This window comes from Gammaproteobacteria bacterium (assembly GCA_011682695.1).
Taxonomy (GTDB): domain Bacteria; phylum Actinomycetota; class Acidimicrobiia; order Spongiisociales; family UBA4744; genus BMS3Bbin01.
This window is the reverse complement of record JAACED010000046.1, coordinates 1-16116: the sequence shown is the minus strand read 5'-3', so window position 1 is coordinate 16116 and position 16116 is coordinate 1. Positions and strand designations below refer to the sequence as shown.

Genomic DNA, 16116 nt, shown 5'->3' with positions numbered 1-16116 from the left:
TGCCCGCCGACGGTCCGGTACACCGGACAGACATTGAGGCACGCTCCGCAACGAATGCAGGCCAGGATCTCGGAACTCTGACCCGCCAGGACCTTTGAGCGCCCGTTGTCGACGATCACGACATGCAGCTCGTCCGGGCCGTCCGGTTCACCGGCGCGGCGAGGGCCGGTGAGGATGTTGGTGTAGACACTCAGCTTCTGGCCTGTCGCACTGCGAGCGAGTACCTCCAAGATGACGGACATGTCCCCGATCGACGGGACGAGGCGCTCCGCACCCAGCATCGCGACATGGATTCTGGGCGCCGTGGTGGTGAGGCGACCGTTGCCTTCATTCGTGACGATGCAGATGGATCCGGTCTGCGCGACGGCGACGTTCACACCGCTGATCCCCATGTCGGCGGTGAGGAACAGGGGACGGAGATGACGGCGGGCAATCGAGTTCAGTTCGATCGGGTCGTCCGTGTACGGAACGCCAAGCTTCTCTTCGAACAGCGCCCCGACCTCGAAGCGGGTTTTGTGGAGGACCGGTGCGATGATGTGCGATGGGCGGTCCTTCGCGAGCTGCACGATCAACTCTCCGAGGTCGGTCTCAACGACCTCCATTCCTGCGTCTTCGAGAGCGTCGTTGAGGCGGAGTTCTTCGGTGAGCATTGATTTGGACTTGACGATTCGTTGCACATCTCGGGAGCGCGCGAGTTGTACGACGTAGTCATTGGCTTCGCGTGCGTCCGCGGCAAAGAACACATGTCCTCCCGCCGCTTCGAGCGCGTCCGCAAACTGGCCGAGATAGCGGTCCAGATTCGCGAGTGTGTGGAGGCGGATCTCACGAGCGCGATCCCGCATTTCGTCCATCGCCGGGAATGCCTCGACGGCGTGGTCACGATGGTCGGAGAATCGTTCCGCGCCCACCTTGAGCGCGGCGATCGGGAGAGTGCCGATGTCCGGGCGCGCTCGTTCGAGGAAGGACGTCATGGCTTGGCGAGGATCTCGGCGATGTGGTGAACTTCAACGGAACTCCCGCGGCGATGCAGGCCTCCTGCAATGTGCAAGAGGCACGAGATGTCGCCTCCGACGACGGTGCCGGCCCCGCTCGCTTCGATATTGTCGAGCTTTCTGTCGAGCATTGCGATAGACACGTCGGGCATCTCGAGAGCGAACAGCCCGCCGAAGCCACAGCACTCGGTCGCGTCCGGAAGTTCCACCCGTTCCATTCCCGCGACGTTGTCGATGAGCTTTTCGGGCTGTGACTTCACACCGAGGTTTCGCAGGCCATGGCAGGAGTGGTGCAGGGTGCAGGAGCCGGCGCCGGTGGCGTCCACATCGATTACGCCGAGGTCATCGATCAGGAACGAGGTGAGCTCGCGTGTCCTCGCCGAGACTCTTTGAGCCGTCTCGGAGAGATCGGGGTCGTCGGCGACGAGGTCAGGGATGTGGTGGATGATCATGTCTGCGCACGACCCCGAGGGCAGCACGATCGTGCCTTCGGTGGCGTCCAGCACCTGGAGTGTGTGTACCGCCATGCGCCGTGCTACATCGTGAAAACCAGCGTTGAAGGCGGGCTGGCCGCAGCACGTCTGCTCGAAGGGGAACTCGACGGTCATTCCGAGCCGCTCGAGAAGGTTCGCGACGGCTTCTCCGACCTGCGGCGCGAACGCATCGACGAGGCACGTGACGAACAACTGCACGGTGGCCATGGCCAGGACGCTACTCGCTCGGTCCCCTCCTGGCGCGGATCGCGCTCGGGTCGGAGTCGGTGCTTGTTCGAGATGAATCCGTTCGCCATCCCGGCGCACCGGCAGCGAATCTCACGGCAGCAGCTTGCGTTCCTTCGCAGCGGCCTCCAGTTCTTCGTGAAACTGGGGGGCGGCGATCCCGATCAACGCCTCTGCCCGTTCCCGGAGATTCATGCCGAACAGGTTGGCGACGCCGTACTCGGTGACGACGTAGTGGACATCGGCACGGCTGGTGACCACACCGGCGCCCTGTTTCAGGAACGGGACGATGCGAGAGAGCGTGCCGCCCTTGGCGGTTGCGGGAAGAGCGATGATGGGTCGGCCTCCGCTGGACTTCGCTGCACCGCGGATGAAGTCGACCTGTCCACCGAACCCGGAGTAGATATAGGGGCCGATCGAATCGGAGCAGACCTGTCCGGTCAGATCCAGCTCGATCGCAGAGTTGATAGCGACCATGTTGTCGTTCTGGGAGACGACGAACGGATCGTTGGTGTGATCGACCGGGTGCGCCTCGATGAGCGGGTTGTTGTCGAGGAACTCGTAGAGCTCGTCGCTTCCCATCGCGAACGTGATCACGACCTTGCCGGGGTGGAGCGACTTGTGTGTCCCCGTGACGACGCCGCGTTCGATGGCACGCATGGCTCCGTCCGACATCATCTCGGTGTGAATCCCGAGCTGCAGGTCGCCTTCCATCGACTCGTACACCGAGTCTGGGATACCGCCGATGCCCATCTGCACCGTCGAACGGGGTGGGATGAGCTCCAGTACATGCGCCGCGATCTTGCGTTCGACCTCGGTGGCCGGTTTCGGTATCAGGTTGGGTAGCGCTTCGGTGTGCTCGACGATCGTATCGACCCTGCTCACGTGGAGGAATGAATCGCCGAGGATGCGAGGCATCTTCGTGTTCACCTGGACGATCACCTTCTTGGCCGACTGGTAGGCGGCCTGGGAGGCGAGCGTCTCGACGCCGAGACTCATGAAACCGTGCTCGTCTGGAGGGGACACCATCAGCATTGCGACGTCCAGGGGAACGATGTTCTCTTTGAACAGGCGCGGAATCTGGTGGAGGAAGATCGGAACGTAGTCTGCCCGTCCTTCGTTCACCGCTTTCCGATCCGCCGGTCCCACGAAGAGCGAGTTGTGGCGGAAATGATCGGCCATCGCCGGATCGGAAAGCGGATCGTCACCCACGAGGAGAACGTGGTTGAGCTGTACATCGGAGAGCTCTTCGCCCCGTTCTGCGAGCGCCCTGACCAGTGCCCACGGGATCGCCGCGTTCCCTCCGTAGTAGACACGATCGCTGCTCTGGATCTGATACACGGCCTGCTGCGGAGTCTGCAGCTTCGATCGGTAGTCGTCGAACCAGTTCATGCGCTTGCTCCTGCCAGAAGAGATCCCAGCTCGACGAACGGTAAGCCGTGGGCGGCTGCGACGTGGGGATGGACGAGGTTTCCTTCATACAGGACGATTCCCGCGGCGAGATTGGGATCCGCCGCTGCACCTCCCGTTCCTCGTTCGGCCAGTGCCACCAGTTGGGGCAGGACGGCTCTCGTGAGCGCTTTGGAGGCGGTGCGGGCGATGTTCGCAGTCATGTTGGGCACGCAGTAGTGCACGACGTCGTGGACGATGAACGTCGGCTGGTCGGGGCTCGTTGGCCGGCTGGTTTCTACGCATCCCCCCTGGTCGATCGAGAGGTCGACGATCACGCTTCCTCGCCGCATACCTTTGACCATGTCCTCGGTAACCAGAATCGGAGCTCGCGAGCCGGGAATGAGCACCGCGCCGATGAGCACATCCGCCAAAGCGGTGTAGTTCTCCAGCGGTTCGAGGCTGGCGTTCGCCGTAGCCACCTGACCACCGCATCGCGAGCTCACCGCTCTCAGTTTCGCCATGTCGGTGTCGATTACGACGACGCGGGCTCCGGCAGCCCTCGCGTGGCATGCGGCAGTTCGGCCCGCAATCCCCGCGCCGAGAATGACGACGGATGGTGGGGCGATCCCAGGCACGTTTCCCAGCAGGATTCCCCTTCCTCCTGAGTCGTTCTGTAGGTAGTAGCCGGCGAGATGCACGGCAAGCATCCCCGCCATCTCACTGAACGGTGCGAGGATCGGGCGGTTGCCGGCTGCATCCTCGATGAGCTCATAGGAGACGGTGGTGATCCGTCGCTCGATCAACCCGTTGACCAGCGCCTTCGAGGCGACCGCCATGTGATGAAAACTGCAGATCGTGGATCCGGGCTTGAGGAGATCCAGTTCGACTGTGGACATCGTGCCGATCCTGGTGACGAGATCGGCGCGCCGGTAGGCCTCCTCCGCGCTGTACACGATCTGCGCGCCGGCCTGCTCATACTCGTGGTTGGAGAATCGGGCACCCAGTCCTGCGTCGTGCTGGACCAAAACGGTGTTTCCGAGCCTGTGCAGGTGGGCTGCGGCGTCGGGAGTCAATCCAACCCGATGCTCGTGATGAAGAGATTCCTTGGGGACTCCGATGATCATTGCTCAACCTCCCGCCCGAGGATGGGGCGTGTTGTGAGAACCTTTGACGGCCTGACGTCGTGCTGCACCAAGACTAGAGCCCACCGAGCAATGCATGGCAAGCGTCCCGACGACGGTGCTGAAGTTCAGCGGCTCACCCCGAGTTCGAGCGATACCGTCCAGCCGGCCGCTTCGAGACCCGCCTTGGAGAAGGTCTTCGGTTCCTGGTCTCCGACGAGAATCGTGTATTCGGCCGCGTCTGCGAGCTCGGGCACTTCGAACTCGAATCGGCAGACGGCGATCACGTTCGCCTGCACGTCCGGATAGGGGAGAAGGTCCACGAATCCACCCGAGAGAGTGCTGTCACCGAGCACGGTATCGGCAGCATCCATGATCCGTACCGGAGTTCCCGTGTGGACCGCGGGGAACGTCTCGACTCCGTTTCCGCAGGGGGTGCCACGCACGAGGCCGACAGCTTCGATCCAGACGGCATCGCGCTCCTCCGCGGGGAGTCCGAAGTAGTCGCCTCCCGCCAGACGCTGTGCCTCCTCGACGATGAGGTCGTTGTGCAAGGAGAAATCAAACACCGCCAGCGAACCGGAAAGGTCATGGGTCGCCGGTGGAGCGCATGATCCGAGGAGGATGATGATGACGAGGAGGAGGACACGGTAACGGAGGTGCGACACACCACAAGCCTAGAAAGATCCGCGGCGCTGGTGCCTTTGAACCCTGGGCTCGCAGGTACCGTGGGGGTACTCCTGAGCCCTGGGTTCGGGAGCACGTATCCTCGTGGGGGGAAGGAGGAGAGTGAAGGCGGAAGTCGTCATCGCCGGTGCGGGTATCGCCGGAGTGAGCGTCGCGTACCACCTGTCGGTGCGTCATGGCCTGCAGGACGTGGTTGTGTGCGACCCGCGCCCACCGCTAACCCTGACGAGTGACAAGTCGACCGAGTGCTATCGCAACTGGTGGCCGGGCGAGCCGATGGTCCAGCTGATGAACCGCTCGATCGACCTCCTCGAGGAGCTCGCCGCCGTCTCGGGCAACGTCTTCAATCTCAACCGGCGCGGATACGTCTACATCACCGCAGACGACACTCGCCTCGAGACCCTCGAATCGGATGCGGCCGCAACGGCAAAGGCGGGCGGGGGACGTTTGCGCGTCCACAGACCGTTGGAGGGGCGTGCACCGTGTGAAGCGGCGCGTCATTGGGACGGTGTGACCTCGGGTGCGGACTTGATCACGGATCCCGACCTGCTTTGGCGGCTTTTCCCATACCTGACCAAAGATGCCGTGGGAGCCTTGCATGTGCGTCGTGCAGGCTGGCTCAGCGCACAGCAGCTCGGGGCGTGGCTGCTCACGGAGGCCAGGTCGGCAGGAGTGAAGTTCCTGCCGCACGAGATCGTCGGTGTACAGACCGGTCCGGGCGGAGTCTGCGCGGTCGATCTCGACGACGGGAACCGGATTGAGACTCGAGTCTTCGTCGATGCTGCAGGCCCGATGGTGAGTGACGTGGCGGGGCTGCTCGGGGAGGAGCTTCCCGTCCATGCCGAGTTGCACCTCAAGGTGGCGTTCAAGGATCACCTCGGTGTGGTGCCGAGGGACGCTCCGCTGCTGATATGGGACGATCCGCAGTCCATTCCATGGGATCCGGAGGAGATCTCCGGGTTGCGAGACGGTATGTCGGATCTGCTCGATGTTCTTCCCTCCGGTTGTCACCTCCGTCCGGAAGGCGGAGCCGAATCGCCGTGGGTACTGGGGTTGTGGGAGGTTCGGCGACGCGATGTGACGCCCACGTTTCCCATCCCCATCGATCCGATGCACGCCGAGGTCGTGCTGCGCGGCCTGTCGAAGATGATCCCCGCTCTCGAGGTGTACCGCGGACGAGCACCGAAGACCATCGTCGACGGGGGGTACTACCTCAAGACACCCGAGAACCTTCCGATCGTCGGGCCGCTGCAGACACACGGCGCGTTCGTCATCGGAGCGCTGTCTGGTTTCGGCATCATGGCGTCACAGGCTGCGGCCGAACTCGTGTCGCTGCACATCACGGGGGAGAGGCTCCCCGAGTACGCGAATGCATTTGGGCTCCAGCGGTTTGACGATCCTTCCCATCTCGACAGCATCGGTACCGACAACGGGCAACTCTGAAGTCGGTCGAGAACGAAAAGGGCGTCGAGAACGTTCCGCCGCCCGGTTGTTCGCGATTCTCCTGTCTTCAAAGACCCTTCCTCCGCTCCTCACGAGCGGCATGTCTCCTTCGACATCGACACTCGACTTGCCACTAGCCTTGCCTGACCGGTCCCTGGGAGACCAATGCAGCGGATGCTGGCGGCGCTGAAGGGCCGATCCAGAGATGAGAAGTTAGGTACCTTCATTGGTGTCTTTACGCCGTCTGTCCTGACGATTCTCGGCGTCATCCTGTACCTGCGGACCGGCTGGGTCGTCGGCAACGTCGGGTTGATGGGTGCGCTCGTCATCATCGTCATCGCCCACCTCGTGACGCTGGCCACCGCACTGTCCGTTTCCGCCGTCAGCACCAACATGCGAGTGGGCGCCGGAGGTGCCTACTACATCATCTCGCGAAGTCTGGGCGTGGAGATCGGCGCGGCGATCGGCATCCCGCTGTTCCTCGCGCAGGCGTTTTCTGTGACCCTCTACGCCTTCGGCCTGGCCGAGAGTCTCCAGATCGTCTGGCCCGCGGTACCGCAGAAGATGGTTGCCGCCGCGACGGTGCTCGTGGTAGCCCTTCTCGCTGCCAGAGGGGCCGGCCTGGCGCTTCGACTCCAGATCCCGATCATGGTCGCCATCGGGGTGTCGCTCGTCGCTCTCGGTGTCGGCATCGCGAACAGCGACCCTGAGACGATTCGTCTAACGACTGCATTCGAGGACCCCCCCGGCTTCTGGACAGTCTTCGCCGTGTTCTTCCCTGCAGTCACCGGGATCCTGGCCGGCATCAGCATGTCGGGAGACCTGAAACATCCTGATCGATCCATCCCTCGAGGAACGATCGCCGCGGTACTTGTGGGATTCGTGGTCTACATCGGTGCCGCCGTCGGCCTGGCGCTCGCAGCCGATCCTGCCGAGCTCGTCGCCAACAATCTGATCTGGTTCACGATCGCCGGCGCTGCCGGGGTACTGATCCTTCCGGGCTTGTGGGGAGCGATCTTCTCCTCTGCGGTGGGGAGCGTGTTGTCCGCACCTCGAACCCTCGAAGCGATGGTGGCCGATCGAGTTTTGCCGCGATGGCTGGGCTCTCCCATTGGGAGGGTGCGGGGCCCGGGAGTGCCTCTGCTCGTATCCCTGCTCGTTGCCCTCGGTGCGGTTCTTCTCGGCGGTATCAACGCGGTTGCACCGGTGCTGACAATGTTCTTTCTCACTACCTACGGAATGGTGAACCTGGTGGCGGGTGTGGAGAACTTGACCGCCGACCCCTCGTACCGTCCGACCATGCGTGTCCACTGGGCGATCTCGCTCGTGGGCGCCGGGGCGTGTTTCTGGGTCATGTTCTTGATCAGTCCTGTGGCTCTTGCCGTCGCGGTCATCTTCGAGATTGGTGTCTATCTGCTGATGCGCAGGAGGGCGCTCGTGGCCCCGTGGGGAGACCTGCGGCGTGGCGCCATGATGTCGCTCGTCCGCTCGACAGTGATCCAGCTCCGAAGGCTTCCCAACGATCCCCGGAACTGGCGGCCCAACATCCTGCTGTTCTCCGGTGACGTGCAGCGCCGACCCGACCTCGCCCGGTTCGCTGCATGGCTTGTGCAGGATCGAGGAATCCTGACGGTGTGTGAACTCGGTGTGGGATCCCTGGAACGATATGCGGGGTTTGCCGCCGAACGAAGGGCACAGCTCGATGCAGATCTGGATGAGCTCGGGGTCGTCGCGTTCGCCGAAGTCGATGTCGTGGACGACTTCGTGGACGGTGCGGTTGCCGTCGCTCAAGCAAACGGGATCGCCGGTATCGAATCCAACACCGTCATGTTCGGATTCAGTGACAAACTCGAGCGGAGGGTCTCCGCATTGCAGATCATCGAACGGCTCGCGCTCATCGGCAAGTCGGCGATCATCTGCCGGACGGTCCCGCATCAGCGGCGAGCGAGCCGCCGCGAGATCCATGTGTGGTGGGGCGGGCTGCAGAACAACGGGGACATGCTCGCATTGTTCGCCCACCTGATTTCACTCAATCCGGAGTGGCGTGATGCCCGAATTCGCATCATGAGCGTTACTTCGAGCGACATGATGGCCGAGCGGAATGCCCGCATGCTCGATCGGGTCATCCAGGCAGCCCGTATCCCCGCCGAAACCGAGGTGATCGTGCGGCGCAGCGGCCAGAGTGTCCAGAGCGTGATCCGAGAACGCTCGGAGGGAGCTGACGTCGTGCTGATGGGACTCCGCACGAACCAGCCTGGTGAAGAGTTGGAGTACGCGCGCCGGCTGGAAGAACTCGTCGAGGGGCTGCCGACGGTCATCTTCGTCCGTTGCGCCGGCGAGTTTCGAGGACGTCTCCTGGGTGATCACCAGGAGGAGTGACGGCCGTCCGGGTCGAACTCGACCATGATGCGCGGATTCCCGGCCGTCTGCTCGCTCGGCGGCGAGGCAGAACCAAGGCTTTTCGAAGCGGCCTGGACCCGTGGGACGTCGCTCAAGAGGAACCTCCTCAGGAGCGTTCGGTCGCGCAAACTCCGATCGAGGGTATAGGGTTCTGCCATGCGTCGATTCCTCACCGTCCTGGTTGTCTCGGTTGCCCTCGCATCGTGTGTGTCGACACCACTGGACGAGGCGGCTACGACGTCGTCATCGTTGGTGTCTCCTACGACGACGGCGCCTTCGGCGACCACGACGACGCCGGATCCGGAGAGTCTTCACGAACAGGCAATCCTGGATCAGATCAACGAGTTGATCGCGCGGACCGAACAGATTCGCGAACTCGAGTTCCTCACGGAACCGACTGTCACCCTTGTCGATGACGACGAGCTCGCGGACAGAGTTCGACAACTCATCGACGAGAACGTCGAGCCGGACGAGATCGCCAGGGACACGGCGCTCGAAGAACTCCTCGGCCTCATCCCGGAAGGCACCGATCTGCTTACGCTCTACCGGGATCTCTACGGCGAGCAGGTGCTCGGTTTCTACGACGGTGAGATGAAGGAACTCGTCGTCCCCGGCAACGAGGACGAATTGAGCCCTGCCCAGAAGGCCACACTGGTGCACGAACTCACCCATGCGCTCACGGACCAGCATTTCGGATTCTCCGACAAGGCCGACGCGTTGGACGAGGCTCAGCGCTTCGACGAGCTCTCTGCATTGCAGGCCATAACCGAAGGGGACGCAACGCTCACCGAGCTGCACTATGTCGCCGCGCTCCCTCCCGGCCAGCAACAAGAGGTGATCGCCGGCTCTCTCAATCAGGACACGAGTGTGTTCGACTCTGCACCGCGGTTCATTCAGGAGCTGCTGGTCTTCCCCTACAACGCAGGTTTTACCCTTCTCAACGGTTTGTGGAGTGTGAGTACCGGATTCGACAGGATCAACGACGCCTACATCAACCCGCCGACCACGACCGAGCAGGTGATCCACCCGGACAAGTACGCCGTACGAGAGCCGGCAGTCACGGTGGCGCTGCCGGATACCCCGATCGACGGATACGAGGCGGTCGAGGAGTCCGTCTGGGGGGAGCTCATCTTCAATGTCATGTTCACCCAGGAACTCGGATCAGGCGTGGCCGACACCGCGGCGGCCGGTTGGGGAGGCGATCGGTATCGTCTCCTTTGGAACGGTGAGAGTGTGGCGTTCGTCCTGAGCTACGCGGGCGACAGCGAAGCCGACGCCATCGAGCTGCAGAAGGCGCTGGGCGACTATGTCGCTTCGGCGATGGCGGTATCGAGAACCCATAGCGATGGCAGCGGCGTTGCGCTGACCGGTGACGCCTACGCCTTCGTTTCTCGGGTCGCGGACCACGTTCTGTTCGTCATCGCCGACGATCCGGCGATCGGCGCAAAGCTCCGCTCATTCTTCCCGGACTTCTGATGCCTCTGATACTCTGCGGTACCCCGATCGGCAACCTCGGCGATGCCAGTCGGCGACTTGCCGAAGCTCTGCAGAGTGCCGATGTCGTGTTCGTCGAGGATACGCGTCGGTCCAGGAGACTGCTCGACCACCTCGGGATCGACAAACCGCTCCGATCATTCTTCGCCGGGAACGAGCAACTGCGGGTTCGCGAACTGTCCGAGCGGCTTACCCGAGGAGAGACCGTCGCCCTGATCACCGACGCGGGAATGCCGGCAATCTCCGATCCCGGGCTGACTGCAGTGCGTGCAGCCCGGGCCATCCGAGCAGAAGTGACGGTCGTGCCCGGTCCGAGCGCCGTCACGGCAGCGCTGGCAGCATCGGGTCTACCGTCCGAACGGTTCGTGTTCGAAGGTTTCCTGCCTCGCAAGGGCGGCGATCGGTCGCATCGCATCGATCAGATCGCCCAAGAGACCCGTACGGTGGTGTTCTTCGCTTCGCCGAAACGTGTCGGGAGAGATCTCGAGGATCTCGCCGGTGTGGTGGGTGGCGAGCGTGCCGTCTTCGTCGCCCGGGAGCTCACCAAGCTCCATGAGGAACTGTGGTGGGGAACGCTTGGTGAAGCGGTCGACCGGTTCCGGGATCCCCAGCGTGGCGAGTTCACGCTCGTGCTCGGCGGCGCTCCCTTCCGGGAGCCGGACCTCGACGAGGCACTCGAGGAGGTCCGGGCTCTCATGGCGGAAGGCGAACCCCTTGCCGGCGCCGTTCGCGAGGTGGCCCAACGGCTACGAGTTCCGCGAGGCCGCCTCTACGAAGCTGCGCTGAGCGACAAGGGCTGAACTCGTCACACACGTGCGCCTGTCAGGTCCGTCCGGAAGCCCTGTCGGCTATTGCGGCAGACACCCGGCCCGGCGCCGATGGCATACCGAATACACCCTCGCTCCGAGGGAGTGGTTCGGGCCGGGCCCAGCAGCTATGTCGAGCAGCTACCTAGAGAGCCTTCCGGCAGGCAGCGCAGATACCCTTGTCCTTGAAGGTCGAAACGTCTTTTGTCGAGTTGCAGAACGTGCACGTCGCTTCGAGCTTGCGGATCATGATCGAGTCTCCTTCGACACCGATGATCAGCTGGTCGCCTCCGTTGATGTTGAACAGGCGCCGAGTCTCGGCCGGGATGACGACCCGCCCGAGGACATCGATCTTGCGCGCGATGCCGGTGTCCATGACAGCCTCCAATAGGTTGGGATGTACTCCACCGGTCCTGGTCGGTGTGACCCACATCTTACCGGAAGGCCGCAGGTCCATTGGTGGAGTCCGCTGGGGAATGCATGCCACTTATCCCCCCCACCGCAACGCAGGGTCGCTGCGATACTTTCCGCCCAATGGTTGCTCCGCTCGCTGGGGGGTCCACCAGACGTGGCACTTGCTGATTTCTCCACCTCGACGCACCTTGTTCCTCGTTTCGCCCGAGCCGTCACGCCCGCCCCGTGGTCTTGCATCAACGTTGCGTCGCGATACGAAATACGCAATACGAAATACGCGAGCCCGCGAGCGAAGGGATCCTGCGCCGCTACGCTCGACTCGATGACCTGGGTCGACGCGCACTGCCATCTTCAGCTGGCCGATGAGAGCCCCGTCGCGTTGCTGGCGCGAGCCGACAGCGTCGACTGGGTCGTTGTTCCGGGGATCGACGTTGCGACGACGAAAGCCGCCATGGCACTCGCGTCCGAAGCTCCCGATCGGGTGTTCGCTACGGCGGGTCTGCACCCCCATGATGCGGCCAAGTGGGCCGAGGAGCGCGATGAAATTGCTCGACTTGCCATCCGATCGGTGGCGATCGGGGAGATCGGGCTCGACTACTACCGCGACTTGTCCCCCCGCAATGCACAACGCGAGGCGTTCAAGGATCAATTGCTCCTCGCCGCCGAGTTGGGCCTTCCCGCGGTGGTGCACTGCCGGGACGCGTTTGCCGATGTTTATGAAATCGTCGAGGAAACCGAAACCGCCGATCGTGTCGTCCTCCACTGCTGGACGGGTGGACCCCGCTGGACGAAACGATTCCTCGAGATGGGAACTCGCTTCTCCTTCGCCGGCCCGGTCGCTTTCGAGACAGGGGATGCCGTTCGGCGCGGAGCCGCTCTCGTGCCGCCAGAGCGGGCAACCGTGGAAACCGACACCCCGTATCTGTCTCCCCCTCCGTTCAGGAAGCAACTCAACGAACCGGCCAGAGTCGCGTTGGTGGGAGAAGCACTGGCAAGAGTGTGGGGGATGGACCCCGTGCAGGTAGCGGCGGTCACTTCGTCGAATGCGGCGCGGATCTATCGTCCATGAGCCAGAGCCCGACCTCCATCGGCAGACTTCTCGCTCGACACGGGCTCACTCCCCGCAAGCGACTCGGTCAGCACTTCCTTGCGGACGGAAACATCATCGACAAGATGGTCCGCACGGCCGATGTGAGAGCCGGCGACCAGATCGTCGAGGTGGGTGCCGGAACCGGAGCACTCACCGTCGCGATTGCCGAGACGGGAGCGAGAGTGCTCGCGTACGAGATCGACCGGGGACTTGCGCCGGTCCTCGCCGAGGTTCTCGGGGAGCGACCCAACGTCGAACTACGCTTCGAGGATGCAATGCAGGCCCTTCCCGATGCACTCGGTGCAGGACCCTGGAAGCTGGTTGCGAACCTTCCGTACAACGTCGGTACGCCTCTGGTACTCAAGTTGTTGCGAACGGCACCTCAGATCACCCAATTCACGGTCATGGTGCAGCGCGAAGTTGCCGACCGCCTCGTCGCGCTTCCCGGGACCAAGCAATATGGGCTGCCTTCGGTCGTGGCGCGTCTCACCAGCGAAGTCCATCGAGCTTTTGTCGTACCGCCTCAGGTGTTCATTCCTGCCCCGAGTGTCTCGTCGGCGGTTGTCGTCATGACCAGACGATCGGGGGTCGACCAACAACGAGTCGAGAGAGCCATCGAGGTTGCGGCAGTGGCATTTCGGCATCGTCGCAAGATGCTGCGTGCAACGCTCGACGTCGTGGCGGTCGAGCGAGCAGGTATCTCTCCCACGGCACGTCCGGAAGACCTCGCTCCGGAACGATTCTTGGACCTCGCGGACACTCATGAAGACTGAGCGCGCAGAGGCGCCGGCGAAGCTGAATCTCACGCTTCGTGTCCTGGGACTCGATACCGGCGGCTACCACCTGCTTCGTTCGCTCGCCCAGACGGTGAGCTGGTTCGACACCGTCGAAGTGGGCGTCTCCTCCGATGACGAACTCGAAATCGCAGGGTTGGAGGTTCCGAGTGGTGGCGAGAATCTCGTGTGGCAGGCGATCGAAGCGCTGCGAGCGCTCACCGGCATCCGAACCGCACTCCGGATCCGTTTGCAGAAGCGAATTGCCGTCGCGGCGGGCCTTGGGGGCGGCAGCGCCGACGCTGCGGCGGCATTGCTGCTTGCCGCGGCGGTGCTCGACATCCCGTTCGATCTCGTGTCTCGAGTCGCCCCGTCGATCGGCGCCGACGTGCCGTTCTGCCTGCTGGGTGGGCTCGCCATGATGGAAGGCCGTGGAGAACGACTGACGGCGCTCACACCGGCCGGCGACTACGCGGTGGCCATCGTGACACCACCGTTCGTGTTGGAGACCGCCGCGGTGTATCGCGCATGGGACCGGCTGGGCGATCCGAAGCCTCGCGGAATCACCGGCAAGGCCGTACCTCCGTCGTTGCGACAGTTCGCGCCGCTGATCAACGATCTCGAACCGGCCGCGCTTTCGATCGCTCGCGACCTCGAAGATTGGATGATCGACCTCGAGGATCGTTGGGATCGCCCTGTTCTGCTCACGGGCAGCGGGCCGAGCCTGTTCGCGTTCTTCTCCGATGAACAGGAGGCTGCATCCGCCCTGGCTACGGCACCTCCGGGTGCTCGTGCCGGAGTATCCGCGGTCCCTTTGGCAACCGGTGCGCGGTGCATCGAGTGAGTTCAAGGTCCTTGGGCTGGAGCTGTATCGGAGGCTGTAGACTCCCTCGGGCCCGAGAGGGTGATGAGAATTTGGGGGGTGGTGTAATGGCAGCACAGCGGGTTTTGGTCCCGCCAGTAGGGGTTCGAGTCCCTTCCCCCCAGCACACCATCGAAGGAGGGGCCGTATGGCCGTGAAAGCAGTGGTGCTTGCCGCCGGAGCGGGCACGCGTATGAAATCAGACCTTCCCAAGGTTTTGAATACTGTGGCGGGAAGGCCCATGATTGCCTGGGTGCTCGACGCCATCAGGCCCATCGAGCCCGAGCAGATCGTGGTGGTGGTCGGCCAAGGCGGTGACCTGGTCCGCGACGCCATTTCGGATGATGTCGACGTCGTGATCCAGGAGGAGCAGCTCGGCACCGGGCATGCAACCGGGGTCGCGTTGAGCGCCATCTCCGCGGGCGATGCGGATTCGATACTCGTGACTCCCGGGGACACCCCGCTGCTCGTCCCCGAGACGCTCGCCGAGCTGATCAGGACACACCGGCGCACCGGGTCTGCCGTTTCGGTCCTCACCGCGGATATCGACGCCCCCGCCGGCTACGGGCGCATTCTTCGGGACGGTTGGGACCGAGTCGTCGGCATTGTCGAGCACGGAGACGCAAGCCCCTCACAGCGAGGGATCAACGAGATCAATGGTGGCGTGTACGTATTCAACGGGTCGCTCTTGGCCGACGCCTTGCCCAGGGTGGAGCCGAACAATGTTCAGGGCGAGTACTACCTCACCGACGTCATCGAGATCCTTGCCGAGGAAGGCCACCCGCTGCATGCTCTCAAGACGAACCCCGTGGAGATCGCGGGGGTGAACAGCCACATTCAGCTTGCGCAGGCTGCCGGGCTCATGCGGCGGCGCATCAACGAGTACTGGATGCGACGAGGTGTCTGGATGCAGGATCCCGACAGGGTGTACCTCGAGGCCGACGTGCAACTCGAACCGGGAGCCATTCTGCTGCCCGACACGCATCTGCGCGGGTCCACGACCGTTGCCGCCGGAGCTCGTGTTGGGCCGAACGTCACCGCAGAGGATTCATCGATCGGACCAGACGCCCACGTTTGGTACTCGGTGCTGCGAGGAGCAGAGGTCGGCGAAGGCGTAGAAGTGGGTCCGTACGCTTCCCTGCGACCCGAGACGGTCCTCCGAAAGGGCAGCAAGGTCGGGACATTCGTGGAGACGAAGAAAACGACGGTCGGCGAAGGCTCCAAAGTTCCGCATCTCAGCTACATCGGAGACACCGAGATCGGCAAGGGCGCCAACATCGGTGCAGGAACCATCACCTGCAACTACGACGGGATCGACAAGCATGCAACGGTGATCGGTGATCGTGCCTTCATCGGATCCGACACGATGCTCGTCGCTCCGGTGACGATCGGTGAAGATGCCGTGACGGGGGCGGGGTCGACCATCACGAAGGATGTTGCTCCAGGAGCGCTCGCCGTCGAGCGTTCAGTGCAGAAGGAGATCCCCGACTACGCTGCCCGTCGGAAGAGAAAAGGTTCCTGAGTGGAGATCATAAGCCAAAAACGACTCATGCTCTTTTCGGGGAGTGCCAATCCAGCGCTCGCCGGCGAGATCGCCGACCTCATGAACGTTCATCAGGGCGGGCTGGAGCGGTCCGTATTCGCCAATGGTGAGATCTACGTTCGGCCGACAGAGAGTGTCCGGGGAGCCGATTGCTTCGTGATCCAGAGTCATTCGAGTCCGGTGAACTTCCATATCATGGAGCAGTTGCTGATCATCGACGCTCTCCGGCGCGCATCGGCCAAGCGTATCACCGCCGTGATGCCGTTCTTCGGGTACTCGCGACAGGACAAGAAGGGCCTCCCGCGAGAGCCGATCTCCGCTCGATTGATGGTCGACATGTACTTCGCGGCCGGAGCGGATCGCCTCGTGTCGATCGACCT

Annotated in this window: 15 protein-coding genes and 1 tRNA gene; 10 read left to right on the top strand and 6 right to left on the bottom strand. The window is 63.2% G+C overall.

The features are described from left to right. The 5 genes from GWP04_09380 to GWP04_09360 all read right to left on the bottom strand — a co-directional run. Nucleotides 1-971 (bottom strand): (Fe-S)-binding protein (locus GWP04_09380; GenBank protein ID NIA25763.1); only part of this gene is annotated, 971 nt, incomplete at its 3' end. Further along, the gene (locus GWP04_09375) at nucleotides 968-1693 is read right to left on the bottom strand and encodes a Fe-S oxidoreductase (GenBank protein ID NIA25762.1); all 726 of its coding nucleotides are present in this window, start codon (nucleotides 1691-1693) and stop codon (nucleotides 968-970) included. The genes GWP04_09380 and GWP04_09375, both read right to left, overlap by 4 nt. Before the next feature lie 111 nt (nucleotides 1694-1804). Then, complete coding sequence (locus tag GWP04_09370) at nucleotides 1805-3103, bottom strand: 4-hydroxybutyrate CoA-transferase (protein ID NIA25761.1); 1299 nt, start codon at nucleotides 3101-3103, stop codon at nucleotides 1805-1807. Next, complete coding sequence (locus tag GWP04_09365; protein ID NIA25760.1) at nucleotides 3100-4227, bottom strand: alanine dehydrogenase; 1128 nt, start codon at nucleotides 4225-4227, stop codon at nucleotides 3100-3102. The genes GWP04_09370 and GWP04_09365 overlap by 4 nt, the downstream gene beginning before the upstream one ends. Nucleotides 4228-4352: 125 nt before the next feature. Next, complete coding sequence (locus GWP04_09360) at nucleotides 4353-4892, bottom strand: hypothetical protein (protein NIA25759.1); 540 nt, start codon at nucleotides 4890-4892, stop codon at nucleotides 4353-4355. A gap of 121 nt (nucleotides 4893-5013) precedes the next feature. Between GWP04_09360 and GWP04_09355 the strand changes: the two genes are divergently transcribed. The 4 genes from GWP04_09355 (at nucleotide 5014) to rsmI (ending at nucleotide 11048) form a co-directional block, all read left to right on the top strand. Further along, nucleotides 5014-6354: an FAD-dependent oxidoreductase gene (locus tag GWP04_09355; protein ID NIA25758.1), complete on the top strand. Its 1341-nt coding sequence runs from the start codon at nucleotides 5014-5016 to the stop codon at nucleotides 6352-6354. 165 nt (nucleotides 6355-6519) lie between these two features. After that, complete coding sequence (locus GWP04_09350; GenBank protein ID NIA25757.1) at nucleotides 6520-8733, top strand: Na-K-Cl cotransporter; 2214 nt, start codon at nucleotides 6520-6522, stop codon at nucleotides 8731-8733. Between the two features lie 177 nt (nucleotides 8734-8910). Beyond that, nucleotides 8911-10230 carry a hypothetical protein gene (locus GWP04_09345; protein ID NIA25756.1) on the top strand — a complete coding sequence of 440 codons (1320 nt, stop codon included), beginning with the start codon at nucleotides 8911-8913 and terminating at the stop codon, nucleotides 10228-10230. Next, nucleotides 10230-11048 (top strand): 16S rRNA (cytidine(1402)-2'-O)-methyltransferase, encoded by an 819-nt coding sequence (gene rsmI, locus GWP04_09340; protein ID NIA25755.1) that lies wholly within the window; start codon nucleotides 10230-10232, stop codon nucleotides 11046-11048. Before GWP04_09345 ends, rsmI begins: the two co-directional genes overlap by 1 nt. 151 nt (nucleotides 11049-11199) lie before the next feature. On the opposite strand, the gene GWP04_09335 is transcribed toward rsmI, so the two are convergent. Further along, nucleotides 11200-11487, bottom strand: coding sequence for an AbrB/MazE/SpoVT family DNA-binding domain-containing protein (locus tag GWP04_09335; GenBank protein ID NIA25754.1), 288 nt, complete (start codon nucleotides 11485-11487; stop codon nucleotides 11200-11202). 303 nt (nucleotides 11488-11790) lie between these two features. Here GWP04_09335 and GWP04_09330 point away from each other — a divergent pair, with 303 nt between their 5' ends. From GWP04_09330 to prs, 6 genes are all read left to right on the top strand, one after another. Continuing rightward, nucleotides 11791-12537, top strand: coding sequence for a YchF/TatD family DNA exonuclease (locus GWP04_09330; protein NIA25753.1), 747 nt, complete (start codon nucleotides 11791-11793; stop codon nucleotides 12535-12537). After that, nucleotides 12534-13331, top strand: a complete 798-nt coding sequence (gene rsmA / locus GWP04_09325) for a 16S rRNA (adenine(1518)-N(6)/adenine(1519)-N(6))-dimethyltransferase RsmA (protein ID NIA25752.1) — start codon at nucleotides 12534-12536, stop codon at nucleotides 13329-13331. Before GWP04_09330 ends, rsmA begins: the two co-directional genes overlap by 4 nt. After that, entirely contained in the window at nucleotides 13321-14175 is an 855-nt protein-coding gene (locus GWP04_09320; GenBank protein NIA25751.1) for a 4-(cytidine 5'-diphospho)-2-C-methyl-D-erythritol kinase, read from the top strand. Before rsmA ends, GWP04_09320 begins: the two co-directional genes overlap by 11 nt. A gap of 72 nt (nucleotides 14176-14247) precedes the next feature. After that, a tRNA-Gln gene (locus GWP04_09315) sits at nucleotides 14248-14318 on the top strand. A 23-nt stretch (nucleotides 14319-14341) separates the two neighbouring features. After that, complete coding sequence (glmU, locus tag GWP04_09310) at nucleotides 14342-15715, top strand: UDP-N-acetylglucosamine diphosphorylase/glucosamine-1-phosphate N-acetyltransferase (protein ID NIA25750.1); 1374 nt, start codon at nucleotides 14342-14344, stop codon at nucleotides 15713-15715. Between the two features lie 27 nt (nucleotides 15716-15742). Then, the coding region (gene prs / locus GWP04_09305) for a ribose-phosphate diphosphokinase (protein NIA25749.1) at nucleotides 15743-16116 on the top strand (374 nt) is incomplete at its 3' end.

Coding starts and splice junctions, on each gene's coding strand:
- GWP04_09375 (NIA25762.1), bottom strand. CDS start 1,693: ATGGCCACCGTGCAGTTGTTCGTCACGTGCCTCGTCGATGCGTTCGCG.
- GWP04_09370 (NIA25761.1), bottom strand. CDS start 3,103: ATGAACTGGTTCGACGACTACCGATCGAAGCTGCAGACTCCGCAGCAG.
- GWP04_09365 (NIA25760.1), bottom strand. CDS start 4,227: ATGATCATCGGAGTCCCCAAGGAATCTCTTCATCACGAGCATCGGGTT.
- GWP04_09350 (NIA25757.1), top strand. CDS start 6,520: ATGCAGCGGATGCTGGCGGCGCTGAAGGGCCGATCCAGAGATGAGAAG.
- GWP04_09345 (NIA25756.1), top strand. CDS start 8,911: ATGCGTCGATTCCTCACCGTCCTGGTTGTCTCGGTTGCCCTCGCATCG.
- rsmI (NIA25755.1), top strand. CDS start 10,230: ATGCCTCTGATACTCTGCGGTACCCCGATCGGCAACCTCGGCGATGCC.
- GWP04_09335 (NIA25754.1), bottom strand. CDS start 11,487: ATGTGGGTCACACCGACCAGGACCGGTGGAGTACATCCCAACCTATTG.
- GWP04_09330 (NIA25753.1), top strand. CDS start 11,791: ATGACCTGGGTCGACGCGCACTGCCATCTTCAGCTGGCCGATGAGAGC.
- rsmA (NIA25752.1), top strand. CDS start 12,534: ATGAGCCAGAGCCCGACCTCCATCGGCAGACTTCTCGCTCGACACGGG.
- GWP04_09320 (NIA25751.1), top strand. CDS start 13,321: ATGAAGACTGAGCGCGCAGAGGCGCCGGCGAAGCTGAATCTCACGCTT.
- glmU (NIA25750.1), top strand. CDS start 14,342: ATGGCCGTGAAAGCAGTGGTGCTTGCCGCCGGAGCGGGCACGCGTATG.